10 protein-coding genes and 2 pseudogenes are annotated in these 21714 nt (G+C 36.6%); 3 read left to right on the top strand and 9 right to left on the bottom strand.

Annotation, left to right across the window (positions count from 1 at the left end; translation table 11 throughout):
* Positions 1 to 45: 45 nt before the first annotated feature.
* From serS to tatA, 4 genes are all read right to left on the bottom strand, one after another.
* Positions 46 to 1323 carry a serine--tRNA ligase gene (gene serS / locus ACFILY_RS02195; RefSeq protein WP_375637379.1) on the bottom strand — a complete coding sequence of 426 codons (1278 nt, stop codon included), beginning with the start codon at positions 1321 to 1323 and terminating at the stop codon, positions 46 to 48.
* A gap of 61 nt (positions 1324 to 1384) precedes the next feature.
* On the bottom strand, positions 1385 to 2167 hold the full coding sequence (gene tatC, locus ACFILY_RS02190; RefSeq protein WP_375637380.1) for a twin-arginine translocase subunit TatC: 783 nt from the start codon (positions 2165 to 2167) through the stop codon (positions 1385 to 1387).
* A complete protein-coding gene (tatB, locus tag ACFILY_RS02185; protein ID WP_375631369.1) occupies positions 2164 to 2568 on the bottom strand; it encodes a Sec-independent protein translocase protein TatB in 405 nt (134 codons plus the stop codon). Before tatB ends, tatC begins: the two co-directional genes overlap by 4 nt.
* Before the next feature lie 55 nt (positions 2569 to 2623).
* Positions 2624 to 2926 carry a twin-arginine translocase TatA/TatE family subunit gene (gene tatA / locus ACFILY_RS02180; protein ID WP_375637381.1) on the bottom strand — a complete coding sequence of 101 codons (303 nt, stop codon included), beginning with the start codon at positions 2924 to 2926 and terminating at the stop codon, positions 2624 to 2626.
* Between the two features lie 1642 nt (positions 2927 to 4568).
* On the opposite strand from tatA, the gene ACFILY_RS02175 reads away from it, so the two are divergent.
* The 3 genes from ACFILY_RS02175 to pgsA all read left to right on the top strand — a co-directional run bounded on the left by ACFILY_RS02175 (position 4569) and on the right by pgsA (position 8462).
* Entirely contained in the window at positions 4569 to 5432 is an 864-nt protein-coding gene (locus tag ACFILY_RS02175) for a 23S rRNA (adenine(2030)-N(6))-methyltransferase RlmJ (RefSeq protein WP_375637382.1), read from the top strand.
* A 396-nt stretch (positions 5433 to 5828) separates the two neighbouring features.
* On the top strand, positions 5829 to 7808 hold the full coding sequence (gene uvrC / locus ACFILY_RS02170) for an excinuclease ABC subunit UvrC (protein ID WP_375637383.1): 1980 nt from the start codon (positions 5829 to 5831) through the stop codon (positions 7806 to 7808).
* 72 nt (positions 7809 to 7880) lie between these two features.
* Positions 7881 to 8462: a CDP-diacylglycerol--glycerol-3-phosphate 3-phosphatidyltransferase gene (pgsA, locus tag ACFILY_RS02165; RefSeq protein ID WP_273723320.1), complete on the top strand. Its 582-nt coding sequence runs from the start codon at positions 7881 to 7883 to the stop codon at positions 8460 to 8462.
* A 329-nt stretch (positions 8463 to 8791) separates the two neighbouring features.
* On the opposite strand, the gene ndk is transcribed toward pgsA, so the two are convergent.
* The 5 genes and pseudogenes from ndk to bafA (ACFILY_RS02140) all read right to left on the bottom strand — a co-directional run bounded on the left by ndk (position 8792) and on the right by bafA (ACFILY_RS02140) (position 21426).
* Complete coding sequence (gene ndk / locus ACFILY_RS02160; protein ID WP_375631370.1) at positions 8792 to 9214, bottom strand: nucleoside-diphosphate kinase; 423 nt, start codon at positions 9212 to 9214, stop codon at positions 8792 to 8794.
* Between the two features lie 384 nt (positions 9215 to 9598).
* On the bottom strand, positions 9599 to 12160 hold the full coding sequence (gene bafA, locus ACFILY_RS02155) for a BafA family autotransporter (protein WP_375645298.1): 2562 nt from the start codon (positions 12158 to 12160) through the stop codon (positions 9599 to 9601).
* Between the two features lie 256 nt (positions 12161 to 12416).
* A pseudogene (locus tag ACFILY_RS02150) lies at positions 12417 to 12651 on the bottom strand (integrase); the annotation flags it as partial.
* A 339-nt stretch (positions 12652 to 12990) separates the two neighbouring features.
* The gene (gene bafA, locus ACFILY_RS02145) at positions 12991 to 15555 is read right to left on the bottom strand and encodes a BafA family autotransporter (RefSeq protein WP_375637385.1); all 2565 of its coding nucleotides are present in this window, start codon (positions 15553 to 15555) and stop codon (positions 12991 to 12993) included.
* Positions 15556 to 15916: 361 nt separating this feature from the next.
* A pseudogene (gene bafA / locus ACFILY_RS02140) lies at positions 15917 to 21426 on the bottom strand (BafA family autotransporter).
* Between the last annotated feature and the right edge of the window lie 288 nt (positions 21427 to 21714).

Below are 21714 nucleotides of genomic sequence, written 5' to 3'. Positions count from 1 at the left end.
ATCACCTCTTGGCAATAAACGCATATTGTCTCTCCTTTCGTAAAATTAAGCAGTAATACAGCGCATGCCTCCCATATAAGGTTGTAAAACATCTGGAATAATAATTGATCCATCAGCCTGTTGATAATTTTCAAGTACGGCAATAAGACAACGTCCAACAGCCGTACCAGAACCATTAAGGCTATGAACAAAATGCAATTTTTTATCGCCTTCTTTACGATAGCGCGCATTCATACGGCGACCTTGAAAATCTCCACAAACTGAACAGCTAGAAATTTCACGATAACATTCTTGACTAGGAAGCCAAACCTCGATGTCATAGGTTTTACGCGCTGCAAACCCCATATCACCCGTAGAAAGAACCACTGTGCGAAAAGGCAAACCAAGCCGCTTTAATATATCTTCTGCACATTCCGTCATACGTTCTAATTCAATTAAAGACTGCTCTTCACTGGTAATCGAGACCATTTCAACTTTCCAAAATTGATGCTGACGCAACATACCGCGCGTATCACGACCGGCTGCTCCCGCCTCTGAACGAAAACAGGGAGATAAAGAAGAAAATCGCAGTGGTAAATCTGATATTTCAAGAATTTCATCGTTGACCAAATTGGTTAATGGCACTTCTGCTGTGGAAATAAGCCATCGACCATCTGTTGTACGAAAAAGGTCTTCAGCAAATTTCGGTAATTGTGCTGCTCCGTAAACAATTTCATCACGAACAAGAAGAGGTATTGAGACTTCTGTGTAACCATTCTCATTGACATGCACATCGAGCATAAACTGGCCTAATGCTCGTTCTAGCCGTGCTAATGCCCCTGAAAGTACTGTAAAACGTGTTCCAGACAAACGACTAGCTCGTTCAAAATTCATCTGCTTGAGATCTTGACCAAGATCAAAATGTTCCTTTGGTGTAAAATTAAATGTTGGAGGTGTACCAAAATGTCGAATGACGACATTATCACTTTCATCTTTACCTTCTGGAACATCATCTAATGGAATATTTGGAAGTGCTGAAAGAATTTTCTCAAGACTCTCCGTCAGCTGTTTTTCTTCCACTGTTGCAGAGGAAAGAAAAGCTTTAATCTCTTCAACTTCAGCTCTAAGACGTTCAGCCATTTGCTGATCCGATACCGCTAAAGCCTGTCCTATTTCCTTTGAAACAGCATTGCGACGTTCCTGCGCCAATTGCACCTTAGCAATATGCGACCGACGTGCAAGATCAAGTTGTATTAACCTTTCAGCTTGTGGCTCAAGACCTCTACTTACGAGTGCTTTATCTAATTTCTCAGGATTGTCACGAATCCACTTAATATCAAGCATAAAAATTCCTCATTTATATTGTTTTTATTCATTCCTTATCGCATAAGATTATACACTTTTCTTAAGCGGATTTTCTTCTCTTTTCTATACTGTAAGCAATTAAAATTGAAATCTCGTAAAGTGCTATCGTTGGTAAAGCCACTGCAAACATCGTAAAAAAATCCGACGGCGTTATGATTGCCGCAATAATAAAAGAGAGCAAAATAGCCCATTTTCGTTTAGACGCCAAATCATAAGACGTTAAAAATCCAATTTTTGTTAAAAGACTGATGACAAGAGGTAATTGAAAAATCAAACCAAAAATTAGGATAAATGATGTCATAAAGCCCAAATAATCAGAAATACGCACTATAAACTCTATTTTTAAATGAACATCTGGAAGAAATTGTTGAGAAAGGCTAAACCATAGTATTATTGGCGCTAATAGACCATAAACAAACGCTCCCCCAATACAAAATAAAATAGGCCCCCCAATGAGAAATGGTAAAAAAGCCATCCGCTCATTTTTATAAAGCCCTGGTGCAATAAAACTATAAAACTGAAAAGCCGTATAGGGAAAAGATAAAATAATTCCCCCAAAAGCAGAAAGCTTCATCTTCGTTAAAAAAGTTTCCCATACTTGCGTTGATTGCAAACGAATACCCTCAGGATTACCCCCTGCTATTTTCATTGCCCACTGATATGGCCATAGTAAAAAAATTAAGATATAATCTTTAACAAGAAAACACATCATAAAAGCGATCATAAATGCAACCAAGGCAGCAATAATTCGCTGACGAAGTTCAATTAAATGTTCTAAAAGTGGTGCCATATGGGCATCAACTTCATCTTTCTTAACATTCATGACATATCTTCTTTATCTTTAGAAGCAATAGATACTGTCGTATCTTTATTGGTTACGTTTTGATCGCATTCCAAAATTTCTTTATCTTTTTTTGATTTATGGTGTGTTGCCTTAACATCCAAATTATCGTGGATATCTTCTAATGTATTTTGAATGGGATCAAAAGTCTCTGTCAACTTCTTACTTGAATCGCTAATATTCGAACATGTTTTTTGCAAAGCATCGAGCTCGATTTGTCTTATTGCATCATCAAACTGATGACGCAATTCATTTGCTGTTGAACACATACGAGCTCTTACCTTTGCTACTGTTTTTAATATTTTAGGTAAATCTTTCGGTCCAACGACAATGATGAGAACAAGTAAGATTACGATAAACTCTGGTCCATCAATCCCAAACATCTCTTAATTCGACTTTCTCATCAAAAAATAATGCACAATGATGATTGCGTTTTTGTTACTGTTTTTTAGCAACAGATGTTTTGCGTTTTTTAGAAGCAGAAGAAACCTTTCTGCGCGCTGTTGCATGTTTTACCGATAACGGCTGAGATTGTTGAGATTCTACATCAATTATTTGGGAAGTAGGAGCCATTTCAACTTTATCCTCAATGCTGTCATCTTCTTCCTTCATATTTTTTTTGAAGGCTTTAATTCCCTTAGCAACATCGCCCATTAATTCAGAAATTTTACCGCGACCGAAAAGCACAAAGATAATCAATAAAATTATAATTAAATGCGTTGGTGAAAAAATATTACCCATTACTCTCTCTAACTTATGCTTTTAAATTTGATTTCATTTATTCATGCTTCCTCTGAAGAATGTATCAAAATAATATCTTACTTGTATATTTTCTTCTTAACTTAAAAACAATTACACGCTTTTATTGCAAAAGAACTTTTTATCCTCTCATCCCTTTTTAGCGTACTATAACACAAACTATTCAACAATGATAAACCGCCTCATACAAAATTCAAAACACTTAAAAACTTTTCTAAAATAACTTCATCTGATCTCCTAGGTTACTCATCTTCCTGTAAATACTATAACTAATGTCTCTCCTTTTACACAATGTTTTACGTATCATTACAAACATTTCCGTCAAATTATCCTTTACTGATAAAGATCATAACATGTTGTAAAATACTTTACGTATTCAATTAAAAAATTCAGAAAGAAAAATCTCTAAAAAACTTTCTTAACACATCATCAGTCTCTTCAAAAACTATCATCTTACGCACAACATTTATTCTTTGCGTTGGGGTAGGAATTTTATCATTCATTATTCTATGTACAATACGAAATATGAGCCATCATCGCGTTCAGTTAAATATCTGGCGTGTAAATAAAAACTATTAGCGGAAAGAGTAAAAATGCACTTTATGAACTAACTCAAGTGCCAAGAGGTATGGCAATACTGCTAAAAAATAAAAAAGGTACCAGCTTGCGCCTTATTCAGAAAATACCTCCATATAACCAGCTCTCTAAGCCACTGTATGCTCTAACTATTACACGTCTCCGGATTCTGGGCATGCGTTCTCATAATATCATGTGTTTAACCTATCTCAGTATTGAAAACAGAATGGGCAGGAATAGAAAATTACATTCAATCAAAGGCATGGTATCGAAGCATAATCCATATAAAAAGAATTTCTTATCCTAGCCTTTTTTATAAGATTACCTCATAAAGCCGCTCGATAATACAGTGTTAGAGATAGATAAACCTATTTACTTTAGTTTAAAATTCCTCATTTTGATTGAGATAGCTTGCAGAGCACATATCAATTTTTAAAAGTTTTATTTTAGCATCATACACAATAACCTAGCTATTTAGCGTGTATAATGTAAAGCTTTGGCTCCGCTTAAAGCAATGAGATTCATTCACACTTTTACAAAAATCTATCACTATAACACCAGCACTTTATTGCTCTATCCATAATTTTACGCTCGCTAAAAAAACTTATAAATGTAACAATGTTTTTATCAAGCATTTGAAATTCTTTAATCTTTAAACAAGAAAATTTATGAATGAATTTGAAAGATACCCTTCAATTTTTCAACAAACTTCACTAATATTCTCGTTAATTGAGTGTTTTTTATAGTCTTCCTGGAAGAGTCCGCGATCATAAAGAAAAATCTCTTACAACATAAATATCTCTATTGAAATGTTTGATCTCTTCTTGTCTATCTTTCATATAAAAAATTTAAAATTTTAACGATTAATCTCATAATATAAAAATAGCCTTGTGAATAAATGCTCCGATGACATTAATATTTTTTCTGTAGTGTATAATGTGGGAGTGAGGGTATTGTTTGATTTCTATAAGAATATTTTTATGGATATCAATTCTATTATTCTATGCTAATAATCCGGTACAGTTATACATATGATAGAGTTTACTCCATGAATTATCGGCATATTTATCATGCTGGCAATTTTGCTGATGTTTTTAAACACATTATTGTCACTCGCATTGTAGAATATCTCAAACGCAAAGAAAAAGCTTTTCGCGTTATAGATACGCATGCTGGAATCGGTATTTATGACCTTTCTTCTTTAGAAGCATATAAAACAGGAGAGTGGAGCGAAGGTGTCCAACGACTTTTTTCAACTCCTATCCCAGAAGATTTAAGAACACTCCTTTGTCCATGGTGTGATATCATTGATGCCCTCAATAAAGGGGAAAAAGAAATTGTATTTTATCCTGGATCTCCTGTTCTTATTCGTCAATTATTACGGAAACAAGATCGCCTCACTGCAATAGAATTGCACAATGAAGATTATCATATTTTAGCAAAAAACTTTGCAGGAGATTATCAGACAAAAGTTCTGCATTTAGATGGTTGGCTTTCCTTAAATGCTCATGTACCACCAAAAGAAAAACGTGGGTTTATCCTTGTTGACCCTCCCTTTGAAAAAACTGGAGAGTTTTCCCGCCTTATTGATGGATTAACGAAAGCCTATCGTCGCTTTTCTGGAGGAATCTACGCTTTATGGTATCCTGTTAAATATGACAAAGAAATTGAAAGTTTTCTTCACGCGCTTTATCAAACCGGAATTCCTAAGATTCTACAGCTTGAAATGCGTATCCGAAAAAGTTCAAGTCCACCGACAATGAATGGAAGTGGTATGATTATTATTAACCCTCCCTACCTTTTGGAAGAAGAAATGAAAAAACTCAGCCCCTTTCTTATCAACCGTCTGGGACAAGATGAAAATGCCCAAATAACGCATAAGTGGCTTCAAAAAGAACATCTATTATGTTAGACTTTTCTCTATATTTTTTCTAAATCAAATATCATGTTGTAAAATACAAAGGCATTAAATGATAAAGTTCTTTGATTCTTTGGATAATACCAACATATTATAATGGTAAGCTAATAACGATCAGCGTGAATTAATTTTTTTCTTTTAGAAAGTCTATCCTCTTAATCATCATGGATTTCCTATTCAATCATTTTAATGGATAAATTAGGCAAATTCATAAAGCTGTCTTAGAATAACAACTCTCATATTTTTTATGAAAGATCGGCTCTCTAAAATCATACTCTTATGCTATAAGATATTATTTATAGAAAAAAATTATAAAGACATAAATAATCATTATTTAATAAAAAAGAATATTTCATATATTAAACAAACAACATATTTGTAATAAACGGAATGGTCCTGAAAAATAATACAAATTGTCCGCAAAATGAACGGGAAAAACTTTCTTTTCTCTCTAATATTACATGGCATAATGCTAATCAAAGCAATGAGAAAAATCAATTCCAAGGTATCAAGTTCATACAAGAGTTTGTTAGACACCTTCCGCATAAGCCAGGGGTTTACCGGATGATTGGTGAAAATGGTGATATTCTCTATGTTGGAAAAGCCCGTAATCTCAAAAAACGTGTTTCAAACTATACACGTGAACAAGGACACAATAATCGTATTACCCGCATGATTCGTGCAACATATCATATGGAATTTATCGTCACCCATACAGAAACAGAAGCACTCCTTTTAGAAGCCAATCTCATCAAAAGATTGCATCCACATTTTAATGTACTCCTACGTGATGATAAAAGTTTTCCTTATATTATGATTACAGATGATCATCGAGTGCCTGCACTTTACAAACATCGTGGTGCTCGAATACGAAAAGCTCACTATTTTGGTCCTTTTGCTTCTGCTGGTGCAGTGACACAAACAGTTCATGTTTTACAACGCGTCTTTTTATTACGAACCTGTACTGATTCAGTTTTTGAAAACCGTACACGCCCCTGCTTGCTTTATCAAATTAAGCGATGTTCTGCACCTTGTACTCATGAAATTAGTGACAGTGATTATAAAGAACTGGTGAAAGGAGCAAAAGCGTTCCTTTCGGGAAAAGATCAATCTATTAAAAGCGATATGGTTCAAGCTATGCATAAAGCCGCTGAAAATCTCGATTTTGAACAAGCAGCTTCCTATCGTGACCGCTTATCAGCCCTTTCTCACATACAAAGCCATCAAGGTATTAATCCTCAAACGATAAAAGAAGCGGATGTATTTGCAATTGCGCAAAAAGAAGGAATGACCTGTATTCAAGTGTTCTTTTTTCGCATGGGGCAAAATTGGGGAAACCGTGCCTATTTTCCTAAAGCAGATCCCTCTTTTTCCCGCACTGAAATTTTAGCGAGTTTTCTTGCCCAATTTTACGATGATAAACCACTTCCTAAAAGCATCCTTTTATCTGAAGAAATTGAAGAAAAGACACTTCTTACAGAGGCATTTAGTCTCAAAGCAAATCACAAAGTGTCCCTCTCTTTACCTAAACAAGGTGAACGAAAAACTCTTGTTAATCGTGCCTATCTCAATGCTCATGAAGCACTTGAACATAAGCTTTCTGAAACAGCCACCCATACAAAATTGCTTCAAGGTCTTGCTAAAACATTCCAACTACCTGTTCCTCCACGCCGGATAGAAGTCTATGACAATTCTCATATCATGGGAACAAATGCTGTAGGGGCTATGATTGTTGCTGGTCAAATGGGATTTATTAAAAATCAATATCGAAAATTCAACATTCGCTCAACAGATATCACGCCTGGCGATGATTTTGGCATGATGAAAGAAGTGATTAAACGAAGATTTTCACGCCTTATCAAAGAGTATGATCTGCCAAATAGAAGTCATGACATAAAAGATGATGATCTTTTTCCCATTTGGCCTGACCTTATCTTAATCGATGGTGGTGAAGGACAAATCAACAGCGTACATGCAATACTTGCTGAATTACAATTAAATGATCTCTTCACAGTTGTTGGAATCGCCAAAGGTGTTGACCGTCATGCGGGACGTGAACGATTTTTTATAAAAGGTATCCCCCCCTTTACACTTCCTCCACGTGATCCTATCCTCTATTTTTTGCAACGTCTGCGTGATGAAGCACACCGTTTTGCGATTGGAACTCATAGGATAAAACGAAAAAAAGCAACATTCAAAAACCCACTTGATGAAATCGAAAATATTGGTCCGACAAGAAAGCGTGCATTGCTTCATCATTTTGGAAGTGCCAAAGCTGTTGCTAGTGCCTCATTTGAAGATTTAAAAAAAGTTACGGGAATCTCTATGACAATTGCACAAAAAATTCATAACCATTTTCATGAAAAATAGGCTTGTTTCATAACCTTCGACTTGTTACGTTAAGGAAATATATTCTCTTTCACAAGAATTAAAAATGGCTCCATGAAAAATCATACTTTTTCTTTTCCAAATATTTTAACTTATGCACGAATTGTTGCAGTCCCAATGGTTGTTGCATGCTTTTTTTTAGAAGGGCGGCTACAATCAAGTGATATCACTCGCTGGATTGCTGTTTCCATTTTTATCGTTGCATCCATTACTGACTTTCTTGACGGTTACCTTGCTCGTATTTGGGAACAAACATCCAATATTGGTCGCATGTTAGATCCAATTGCCGATAAACTTCTCGTCTCTGCTTGTTTGCTCTTGCTTGCCGCAGACAGTACCATCGCTGGGTGGACACTATGGGCAGCTATTATCATTCTTTGCAGAGAAATTCTTGTATCAGGATTACGTGAATATTTGGCTGAGTTAAAAGTTAGTGTTCCTGTCTCTCGTCTTGCAAAATGGAAAACTTTTGTACAAATGATCGCTATTGTATTTCTTTTAGCTGGACCAGCCGGTAATAAAATTTTCCCTTACACAGTAGAGTTTGGCATTACTATGCTGTGGATTTCTGCCCTCCTTACATTGTGGACAGGGTGGGATTATTTTCGTGCAGGTTTAAAACACGTTATCCTATGAAGAGTATGGAGATTTATAATGATAATTTATCTTTTTGTACTTAAATAAGAGATAAGAATAGCATAAGATTGATTTATTTTTATTAATGATAAATCAATCAAGCACTTTTTTGCACATTACAAGTAAGGGTGGTATATAGATAAAAGCTCTTCAAAAAAGAGTAAATAGGCTTTATATTTTCGTAAAAGCAGCTGTAATATTAAAAGCTAAAAAAACAATTAATGCTCCATATGCTTTCAAAAAAGTCTATAATCTTATAAGCAAAAAACCGAAATATAGTGTTTCGGATTTTTGCTTCTTATATACGCTTTATTATTATAAACGCTTTATTAACCAACAATTTCTATCTCAGAAAACCAAAAGGCGATTTCTGTTTTTGCCGTTTCAGCACTATCGGATCCATGGACAGAATTTTCGCCAATCGATAAAGCATGAACCTTACGAATTGTCCCTTCTTCTGCATCACTAGGATTCGTAGCCCCCATTACTTCACGGTTTTTAGCTATTGCATTTTCGCCTTCCAAAACTTGTACAACGGTTGGACCAGAAGACATGAATTCAACCAATTCACTAAAAAAAGGGCGTTCTTTATGAATAGCATAAAATTTTTCAGCCTCACGTTTGCTCATCCAAACACGTTTAGACGCAATAACACGTAGCTCCGCATCCTCAAGCATTTTAGTAATTGCGCCAGTCAAATTACGACGGGTTGCATCTGGTTTAATCATCGAAAAAGTACGCTCTAAAGCCATTTACTCACCTTTATTTCATTTATAACATTCTCTGACTGTTTCTATAGCGAGCAAGGAGCCCTTTGCCAAGTGACTCTGCAAAAATCTACACAAATTCTCAAAATATAGAATGAATTATAAAGAAAACTTTAATAAAAATACCTGCAATCGCTCATCCCATCATAAAGATGCGCTACCGACTCTCAATAAATATTGAACCTTCTTTCATAATCTTAAATGCTTCCCATCAAAATTATCATTTAAGCAATAAAAAGTCATAAGAAAAAACTCACATGCAAAAAATATATCTTTTTGAAAGCCTTCTTCTTTAAAGAGGACGAACCTAGACACTTGGTTTGAAAATCCTTCTACACACATTGAGATCAATTAAAAATAACCATATATTTAGAAACTATAGCGTACACCTATAATTCCCTGAAGGGACTGTTTTGTTTTACGCCCTTTAATATAATGGGCCTCACCATATAACTTTAACTTCTCACTCACTAAACTGCTTAAACCTATTCCTAATTTACCTGCATTCCCTGATAAGTCCGTGGTAAATGAATGCCGTTGATTAATTAACGTTTGATTGTCATCTTTATTCTCACGCAACCATGCTGCTGTAATATACGCAAGCGATGAGGAATCCATGTGAGAACCAAATTCATATCCTAAAGATAAGCCAACCTCACTGCGTAATGAAGTGAATGGACGCATGTCACCTGTCATGTCATTCGATAACTTGATTTCTTTACCTTCAACTTGCAACCATGTAAATTGTCCATAAGGCTGCAACCAACTGTTCTTTGACGTCTGAAGTCGATAACCTGCTTCAAAGGAGGCGCCCACCGCCCATTGCCTATAACTTCCTTCAATCCCTAAACCATTCGTTGAAACTGCCTTTAGAGTATTTTGATAATGATTGTATTTTAAAATACCATCGAGATACCATCCACTATGATCCAAATAAGTGACATAAGCGCCAATACCATAAGTATTGATACCACTGATACCCCCCCGTGCATGCGCAACACGGACACGATCATAACTGCCAAAACCACCTATATAAAATTCTCCACTTTCCCACTCGCTTAAACCATTGATCCCTAAAACAATACCTGTCTGATCTAACTTAAAATCTATATGCTCTGTCGCAATACTCTCTTTAGATTTAATCGCATAGGTCCATAAAGCTGCATTCTTTTTACTTTTATCTAGAATTCCTCTTCCCGCACGCACTGTTTGCATTTCGTTGTGAAACACCATCGCTGGAGCTACAGACATAGACAATACCGCATCTGTAGAGGGCGTGGTCAAAAAGTGAGAAACTGAAAGCGTCTCTCTCAATTGTGGAGAAGGCTGTTCTTTATGAACTGGACGCAAAATCATTTGATCGGCTAAAGAGTGTGAAGATTCTGAAACAACAGCCTGTTGCTCTTCATCAGAAAAATGAAGAGGACTCGCTAGAGGAAACACCAGACGATTCTGATTTTCTTGAGAGGGAGATACAGAAACACTAGAGACATTCTGCGCTTCTCTTAAATGACGTGGAGGACGTGGTTTAGCTGGTTGTTTTTTAGTAGGTTTACGAGAACCGGTATTTTTTCCTCTAGAAGAAGCACCTTGATCAGATAATGCAAGAGGAATCTTCGTTTTCTTGTTTACACACTGTGTTTCAGTACTCGAACGTGTCGTACCTTCAGAGGCAGAACTTAAATACCAAATTGTAGAATAACCACTAGAATCAGCACATCTTTCTCTCTTTCGTAAAACATACTGATAGGCTCCACCATCAACAGCTGTAATATAATTACCCGAAAGATCTTCCAGAGTAAAATTAGCGCCTCCTAATTTATCAGTAACTAAATTAATCTCTGTAGCCCAACCATTTTTCTGAGAGATAGGACCTGTAATTTCACGACCAGAATCTGCAACGCTTATTTTGTGATTACCCGAACCTTCATCAATCGACACGTAATCACTTGCATCCCCCGTAGCACTAATATTGAATCGAAAATGCAAACTTCCTGAAAGTTTCTCAACGTGAAGTGAAATATGTTGTGGATCATACGGTATAGAAGTAAAAATAATAGTCCCATCCTGCCCCCCTAAATCTTCAATTTCAATCTGAGGTTTTTCTCCTATATTCCGTTCACCAACCTCAAATATTGTTTCTTCAACTCTGTCCTTTATAGGAATTTTTTTCTTAGTCGTATGATTTGTCCTATCACCAGCGAATAAATAAAGTTCTCCGTGATCATTGACCATTACTTCTCCAACGACATCTTTTATACCAACATGGAACCATGACTTAGCAAAGTTGTTAACAGTCAGACCATCCACAAACCCTTCAGGATATACAACTTGAATAGCATGATCTTTCAAATTAGTAGCAAAAGATTCTCCTAACGCTAAGACGTGCTGTCTCCCATTTCCAGAGACCTCAGCATACATTGATTTTCCCCCCTCTTTTCTTTCTCCTGCATAAAGGTTTTGTTCTCCGTTATCTACCACTTTCGTATTCCAAACCCACGCTCCATCATACACATTCTGCTGTCCCACTGCTCCACTGCCACCAGAAACTGTGGATTTATATGCACTACTTTTTCTCTCCACGCTTATAAGATCAAGACCTTTTTCTTCATGAATAAACTGCTTACCTCCAAGGATTTTAGCATCTATTGCATTTCCTCCACGTGTAACTATTTGCATCCCTCCTTTTTCAATAGTAGCACCTACAGAAGTTGCTCCATTTTCAACAATTTCAACACCACCACCTTCGATCTTAACATTATTGTTGAAAAGGGTTGTAATCAGTGCTGAACCTTTTGGTACCTTCCCTCCACTTTCCACATTTTCTAATCTTTTTAACTCTTCATTCCTGTTTTCAACTGCACTTGCAACTTGTACAAGACAACTACTGATCATCAATACTGAAAAACTCAACTTATGTTTATACTGCATTATCGACACTCCACTCTCAATTATTTAGAAAAATATCCCACGGCTACGTAGGTAACTCGTCTTAGATTGTATCGTAATGTGTTTTATTTATGTTTAAAAACACTTTTTAAGTGTATTTTTTAATATAAACAACTTTAAGTTGTGTATCTATGAGCTACTAGAAAATTCTAACTTACGGCTGAAAATCTTAATAAAATTCAAATTGTTTACTTGAGTTCAAGGAACAATTTTCAATATTTGAAGTTAGATGAACAAAATGCTCGTGCCTAACGAGGTCACGTCCTTCACGGAACACAAAACGCCTTTGAATTGTACATTCACGCGCTTGTTTTAAAGAGACATCTCTCAACGCACCCGAACCCATTTCGCGACATCATCCCATGAATGGTATACCGGTAAAGCCATTGCGTCCCCAATCTTTACGCTTATGAAGAAGCGAGCCGATATCATCATACACTTTGCCATCCTAATGTTGTGACAGCCCTTGACACTAGAGAAGATTCATAAGAGACATTTTTACTCTTTTCTTATATAGTTTTTATCCACACGTTCATCCCACTTGTGATGTGCCAAGCGAATAATTTTGATTGATTCAACATAAACAGATTTGGAATGAGAGAATCCTATGATACTCGAGACTCTCATTCAACATGCATAGAAATGAATTATTATTATAAATTCAGTATGTTGCCTTTAAAAAAGAGAGTATAAAGACATTCCTACTATTTGAGAAAGTCCCTATACTCTCGAGAAGACAAAATCGAGCGTTATCTGTTTAAGCTTGCAAAATAATTACATTTGTAAAATTAATCAGCCGTGTACACACATATTTAGAAACTATAGCGTAATCCTAAAATACCTTGAAGAGCATTCTTAATCTTATGTCCTTTTAGATAATGTGCTTCCGCATAAAGTGTTAGTTTATCATTGACCGTACCGTTTAAACCAATTCCCAATTTACCCGCACTGCCTGATAAATCTGTAATAAATTTATACTGCTTATTAATTGTCGTATAATTATTATTTATATTCTCACGCAACCAAGCTGCCATAATGTAAGCTGTTAATGAAGTTTCTGAATTCACAAAAAATTCATGTCCTGCAGTCAATCCAACTTCACTGCGGAATGAATTTAATGGGCTTAGATCACCTATCATTTCATTGGAAAGTTTTATTCTTTTACCTTCAACCTGCAAACCTGTTAGCTTGATATAAGGCTGCATCCAAGTATTCTGTGCCGGTTCAAAATAACAGCCAATCTCAAATGATCCACCTATCGCCCACTGATTGTAATGACTTTGAATAGCTAAACCATTCGTTGATATGGCTTTTAAATTATCTCGGTAATAATTATATTTCAAAACACCATCCATATACCATCCACGATGATCAAAATAAGTTGCGTAAGTTCCAATGCTATAAGAGCTCAAATCACTATCACCACCTCGTGCATGAGAAACACGTGCTTGATCATAACTCCCAAAACCACCAACATACAACTCTCCATGCCTTAATTCACTCAACTGATCAGCACCAAAGACTAAACCTGTCTGCCCAAGCTTAAAGTGTGTATGGCCTGTCGCAACACGTTCTCTGCTCTTAATCCCATAAGTCCATAGTTCGATATCTTTCTTATTTCTGTCCCAAATTTTTCTACCATTCCGTACAACTTGCAACTCATTATTAAAAATAAGTCCAGGGACTACGGACAACGTTAACACTGCATCTGTAGAGGGGGTTGTTGATGTTTCACCAGGAAAAAAAGGATCTGTCGGATCTGGCATAGAAGGCTCTGGTCCACTGAGGCGGTCTGCCGATAAAAACCAAACTTTCCCATTTTCATCCTTTCTTTCTTTCAAATCATACATATAAGTTCCACCATCAATGGCGTTAATTTTTTCACCCTTAAAATCTGTCAGCGTAAAATGCGCACCACCACTTTGATCCGTAATTAAATCACGCTTATTTGAAAAAGGATCTGTGATTTCAACTCCAGAATCAGCAACACTTATTGTATGTTTCCCAGCGCCTTTCTCAACCAAGAGATAATCACCACGGTTATGGGCAATCGTAGTATTGAACGCGAAATGTAAATTTCCTGAAAGATTATTCACATGAAGCTGAGAATAATATGGATCAGAACCTGTAAACGAAAAAATAACACTCCCTTCACCACTTAATTTTTGTATCAAAGAACTTTTTCCATCAAACTCATCAGTAACAGAGTACAGTTTTGTATCTTTTCCATTTAAAATAATATCTTCTACTGTGGTGCGTTGTTGATCATTCCCAGCATAAAGATGGATCTGCCCAGAATGGTTTACCTGTGTCTTGCCTTCTAATGTTGCTCCAGCATGCACCCATGATTTTGTTTGATCATTCATTGTTAGATTCTTTACAGATCCATCAGTATATATTTCCTGAATAGCACTCTCATTTAAAGTGACTCCAATAGCCTGACCGCCTTTTAAGATACGTTGTTTACCACCACCAAAAACTTCTGTGTCAAATGCAAAACCACCATTTTTTGCACTTTGAGACTTTTTTCCAACCTCTTGGACACCCCCTCGCATAACTTTCGTATTCCAAACTTTTCCGCCATCATATACTTTTTGTTGGCCTAGTGTTTCATCTTGACCATAAATGACAGTATGAGAAGCACTACTCCCTTTAATCTCTCCTCCAATATCCCCCTCGCCGAAAACAAGCTGCTCACCACCATAAATTTTAGTCCCTTCTACTTTTCCTCCATTTCCAACACTTTGGTGTCCGCCTTCTTCAACAACAGCATTTTTCGAAAAACCTTGTTTTCCCTTCAAAGCCTGAACATTTTCAATTCCACCATGTTCAATTTTACTATTCTCACTGAGTCCTCCTGCATACACATAAAGCTCTGCACCATTCCTTACAGTGTTATTAATGGATCGCCCTGGACTATCAATCTCACCATCATTTGAAATGTATGCTTTACCTTCATTATCAAGGATATAATTTTCTAAAATTGCCCCATCTTTAATGGAGATAAGTTCAGGCTTTTTAAGAAACGCAGTATTTTGTTCTTGTGCATTATATCCAGCATTGTCACGATGACTACTGTCAAGTTCCTGTTGACTCGCAAACACTCTAGCACCCTTATCCATGATAAAATCGCTAGGCTTTTTCAAAAAGTCTAATTCATTGCGCGTTCTTACCATGGCATCATTAGAGGCTCCAAGTATGCATCTGCCTGTTTTCATATCCTCATTGTATTGATCTTGAAATACTTTATCATTTTCATAACTTGAAGATTGACAAAAAAGTGCTGGTCCCCCCTCATTTGCAGCAGCAGCTTGCACAAAACAGCTGCTCAACATGAGTATCCAACAATGTCGTTTCCATTTATATTGTAGAGCCATATCCTCCCCCCTTCACGCCTGCATAGACACTAAACGTAATTAGCTCTACAAAATATATTTTCAACCTTAGATTGCAACAATCCTTCTTAAAAATCATCCTTATCTCATAAAAAACCGCTCTTTATAGTTTTTAAATACTTTTTTGATCAAGAATATAAGAGCGCTCTTATAGTGCTTCTTTAGCATTTTCTCGGAGTTTTCTTATAAAAGATAAAAAGTAATGCATAATCAAGTATATAAGGGTATACAGTTTATCATGAACAACGAAGCTGCATGCTCTGAAAAATTGTTCTCTGAACCTTTAATTAAAGACCTTTAAAACAATCATATATTTAAAGATAACTAAAAAATAACCATATATTTAGAAACTATAGCGTACACCTATAATTCCCTGAAGGGACTGTTTTGTTTTACGCCCTTTAATATAATGGGCCTCACCATATAACTTTAACTTCTCACTCACTAAACTGCTTAAACCTATTCCTAATTTACCTGCATTCCCTGATAAGTCCGTGGTAAATGAATGCCGTTGATTAATTAACGTTTGATTGTCATCTTTATTCTCACGCAACCATGCTGCTGTAATATACGCAAGCGATGAGGAATCCATGTGAGAACCAAATTCATATCCTAAAGATAAGCCAACCTCACTGCGTAATGAAGTGAATGGACGCATGTCACCTGTCATGTCATTCGATAACTTGATTTCTTTACCTTCAACTTGCAACCATGTAAATTGTCCATAAGGCTGCAACCAACTGTTCTTTGACGTCTGAAGTCGATAACCTGCTTCAAAGGAGGCGCCCACCGCCCATTGCCTATAACTTCCTTCAATCCCTAAACCATTCGTTGAAACTGCCTTTAGAGTATTTTGATAATGATTGTATTTTAAAATACCATCGAGATACCATCCACTATGATCCAAATAAGTGACATAAGCGCCAATACCATAAGTATTGATACCACTGATACCCCCCCGTGCATGCGCAACACGGACACGATCATAACTGCCAAAACCACCTATATAAAATTCTCCACTTTCCCACTCGCTTAAACCATTGATCCCTAAAACAATACCTGTCTGATCTAACTTAAAATCTATATGCTCTGTCGCAATACTCTCTTTAGATTTAATCGCATAGGTCCATAAAGCTGCATTCTTTTTACTTTTATCTAGAATTCCTCTTCCCGCACGCACTGTTTGCATTTCGTTGTGAAACACCATCGCTGGAGCTACAGACATAGACAATACCGCATCTGTAGAGGGCGTGGTCAAAAAGTGAGAAACTGAAAGCGTCTCACTCAATTGTGGAGAAGGCTGTTCTTTATGAACTGGACGCACAATCATCTGATCGGCTAAAGAGTGAGAAGATTCTGAAATAGCAGTTTGTTGCTCTTCAGCAGAAAGAGGATGAGAACTCGCTGGACCTGAGACTTCAATAACGTGACTTCCAAGAGAGGAAACAGTTGGAGAAACAAAAGCTGGAGATCTTTGACTCAAGTTTTGGCGGTTTTTTCTTCGACGTGGCAATTTAATAGCATGCTCTTGTGATGCTGCAATCGTTGAAAGAGAAGAAACTGATTGATTTTGATTTAAATGCCGCACAGATCTGCTTCTACTACGTGGTAAACTGTTGAGAAATGAAACATTATCAATAAATACTGCAGATAAATACCAAACTTTTTCACCCCCATCCTCATCAATTCTCTGTTTTAAACCATACGTATAGGTTCCGCCATCAATAGTTTAAACATTTGCACCAGAAAAGCTTCTCAAGGTAAAATGTGCGCCACCACTTTGATCAAAAATTAAATCAAGTTCTGTTGAAGAGGGATCAACAATTTCAATACCGGAATCTAAAATACTTATTGTGTGAGAACCACTCCCATTCTTGATAAAGAGATAATCACCTTTTTCTTCTGCAAGGCTAACATTAAAGTTAAAATGTAGACTCCCTGCTAGATTATCAATGTAAAGCTGAGAGTAATATAAATCATCTTCAAAAGAGGTAAAAATGACTTTTCCTACACCGCTTAACTGCTGAATGCGTGTACTTTTGTCGTCAAACCCACGAGCAACGGAGTATAATTGAGCGTCTTCTCCATTTAATTCAATGTTTTCTACTATAGTTTGTTGACCATCGTCTCCAGCATCAAGATGGAGCCCACCAAAATCCTGAACTTTTATTTCTCCTCCTAATATTGCACCAGGAGAAATCCATGAATTAGCATTACCTTCAATCGTTAGATTCTTTACAATTCCACCTGCATAGACTTCTTGAACACCACCAGTGCGTAAAATGACTGTATTTGCTTCACCTCCTGCTAAAACACGCTGCACACCCTCTGAAAAGATTTCAGCATTTACAGCTAAACCGCCGGCTTTTTCTGCAAAGTTATCATCATTAGGAAACCACTTAGCAAGAGTTTGTACTCCTCCACTCATCACTTTTGTTCCCACAGCCATCCCATCATCATATACATTCTGCTGTCCCGGCGTATCACCTTGACCATAAAGTGTCGTGTTATAAGCACTGCTCCCCACCATTCCACCATTTACATAACCATTTCCGAAAACAAGCTGCTCCCCACCATAAATTTCAACTCTCAAAGCAGAGCCTCCCCCCTCCACTTTTTGTTTTCCACCCTCGTAAATAATCGTAGATTCTGAGACCCCCTGTTCCCCTACAATCTCAGTACCACCATTTTCAATGGTTGTATTTTTACTGAAACCACCAGCTTCAACATAAAGTCTTCCTGATCCCTGAATTGTATTATTAATAGACTTCTTAAGAACACCTTGCTCTCCATCATCAGAGACATAAACTACGTTATCATCACCGAGCAAAGAGCTTTGTAGAATTTCTCCTCCTTCCCCAATGCTGTAATGAATTACATCAGAGATACTAAAATCTTTTGACGATGTCATATTTCTTCTTTTTCAGGAAGCTTATCTATAGGCGACTCCACATGAGGTGAAGGAATTACAGGAGCAGAAGTTATTTGTGATGTAGCCAAAGACCAAGTCTTTCCCCCATTATCATCTTTTGTCTTTAAGCCATACATGTAGGCTCCACCATCAATCGTACTCGTCTCTTCACCAGAAAAATCTGTCAGAGTAAAATGCGCATTTCCGCTTTGAACATGAATTAAATCAAGCTCCAAAACTAAATTCTGATCTTGTAGAGGAGAATTGGTCATTTCAACACCAGAATCGATAACACTTATGGTGTGATTACCTGATCCTTGTTTTATCAGAAGATAATCACCGCGCTGTTCTGCAAAATTAGTATGCAACCTAAAATGTAAACTCCCTGAAAGATCATTGATCTCAAGTTTAGAGTAATGTGGATTAAACACGGTAGAAGTAAAAATAACACGACCATTCCCACTCAGATTCTCAATCAAAGAACTTTCACCATCTATATTAGAGGCAATCGCGTACAATTTTGTATCTCTGCCATTTAAGACAATTTTTTCTACTTCAGTACGAGATCGCTCAGCACCAGCATAAAGATAAATCCGTCCAGAATCATGAATCATAATGCTTCCTTCTAATGTTGCACCAAAATGTAACCACGATTGTGCTTGATCTCTAATTATTAAATCCTTTACATAGCCTCCTAAATCTATTGCTTGGAAAGCATTCCCTTGTAAAAGAACGCCAATCGCGATTCCCCCCGCTAAAATGTGTTGCTCTCCACCAGAAAAGACCTTCGTATCAAAGGCAAAACTGCTATAATCGTTTAGATCCTCTTCTCCATAAAGATTTTGTATCCCTCCTTCCATGATCTTTGTGTTAAAAACCTCTCCATCATCATACACATTCTGATATCCTCGCACTCCATTCTCACCAGAAACGATAGTGTCATAGGCACTGCTTCTTACCATCTCACCTTTGATATCAGACTTTCCTGAAACAAACTGCTCACCACCGTAAATTTTAACCCCTTCAGCTTTTCCCCCATCTTCAACCTTTTGTTGCCCACCTTTATGAACAATAGTATCCTGTGAAAGACCCTGTGTTTTAATAAGCTCAGTGCCACCTCTTTGAATTGTCGTATACAAGCTAAAACCACCGCTATAAACGGAAAGCTTTCCACCATCTTTAACTGTATTACTAATTGAAGTTTCTCCATTGCTATCAACTTCCTTGCTACTCGTGTCAAAGCTAGGATCTGCAATAGAAACAGTTGTTCCTTGATCAATTGTGAGTTCTGTAAGTAAATCACTTGATGAACCAGTATATGGTTTCAATACACTATCAAAAACTTGAGAAGTTGTCTCATCAATGGTGTGGTTTGCATCTAAGTACCAAACTTTACCAGTACCCTTATTGTTTCTATGTTTCAAACTGTACCGATAGGTTCCGGCATCAACAGTTCCGATTTTTTCACCAAAAGTGTTTGTCAGAGTAAAATGGGCATTTCCGCTGCGATCAGTAATTAATTTAAGCTTTTTGTAAGAAGAATTTGTAATTTCACGCCCAGAATCAGCCACACTTATTGTGTGAGAACCAGAGCCCCTTTTTTTAATCACAAGATAATCACTAAGCTGCTTGGCAAAATTGACATTAAAATCGAAATGTAAAGAACCTGAAAGATCATCAATATTAAGTTGAGAATAGAGCTTATTCGTCCCTAAAGACGTAAAAATAACTCTGCCACTTCCTTTTAAATTCTTAACATTAATCTCAGGTTTTTTGCCGTTATCTTCAGACGCAATAATGTATAGTTTGCTATCTTCTCCATTTAAATTAAGATTTTCTACTTCCGTAACAGCTTCACCATTCCCAGCATAAAGATAAAGACTACCAAAATCATGAACATTTGTATTTTCACCTAATATCGCACCAGCAAAACCCCATGACCTTGCTTGATGATTAATAGTTAGATTATCCGCATATCCAGAATCATATATATTCTGAATAGCTCTATCGTATAAAGTAACTTCACTCGCATTCCCTCCCGCAAAGATATTCTGCATACCATTTTTAAAAAGTTCGCTACTCAGTGCAAAAGCCCCCTCATTAATTGTAAAATCTTCATCTTCTGTATCGGCTGTATCAGCATCTTCTGAGAAGCCGTTATGAAAATTCTCTTCACCATCAAGATTCTGGACACCGCCTCTCATAATCTTTGTGTCAACAGCCATCCCCCCACTATAGACACTTTGTATTCCTAGTATTCCATCTTCAGCATAAATTTCGGTGTTATAAGCACTACTTGCCTTATCTTTACGCAACAAACCAGATCCAAGACTTCCCTTACCAAAAATAATCTGCTCGCCACCATAAATTTTAGCACCTTCTGCATTTGCACCACTCTCAACAATTTGTTTACCACCTTTTTTAACAGTGGCATATTCTGAAATGCTTAAGTTTTGGACAAACTCAATCCCACCATGCTCAATTGTCGTATCCCTGCTAACACTTGCTGCATCAATGTAAAGTTTTCCACCCTCCTGAACCGTATTATTGATAGAATATCCAGCGTCTTCATAATTAAAGCTATTTACTTTTTTACCAGAGTCCTCAGAATCACGGTCAGTAATATAAACGGCAATATCATCATAAATTATTGAATTTGTGAGTACTTCAAAAAATAGGTTTTCTAATTCCTTCCTTTCCTCTTCTGAAAGATCACTTCCTTCTACTGTCTGTTTATTCTCTATCTTTTTTGATCCCCCCTTTTTTTCTTTTAGTCCCCTCACTTCCGATAACAACTTTCTTGTCTCTTCTAGGTGTTCACTGATACTTACTGGTGTTAATAACTTTTCTCTTGGTGTAGCTACTCCATATGCACTCGCAATCTTGACAAAAAAACCACTGGCCATTACCGCACAAAAACTTAATTTCAATTTGCGTTGCATTATTTACACTCCATAAATTTAAATTCTCCCATTTAGAAAAAAGTGCATAGATCAAAACAACACAACGTAATTGCTCAACCTCATATCTTTTAAGATAGCAAAGCATTCGATGGATTAAGCTCTGACAGATCAAATATACACCATGTGTTTTAAAATGCATGCACAACTAAAAGATTTAATTTGCTTTAGATACACTTTAAAAGTGTTGCAATTGCATCCATGAAAAATATTTTTAATATTTTGAGACACTAAACACTGATCTACGAATAAGATTGATCCCTTAATAGA

The sequence above is a fragment of the Bartonella sp. CL25QHWL genome, from assembly GCF_042195335.1.
GTDB lineage: Bacteria > Pseudomonadota > Alphaproteobacteria > Rhizobiales > Rhizobiaceae > Bartonella.
Note: the sequence above shows the minus strand (reverse complement) of the source record. Positions and strands in the feature narration are given on the sequence as shown.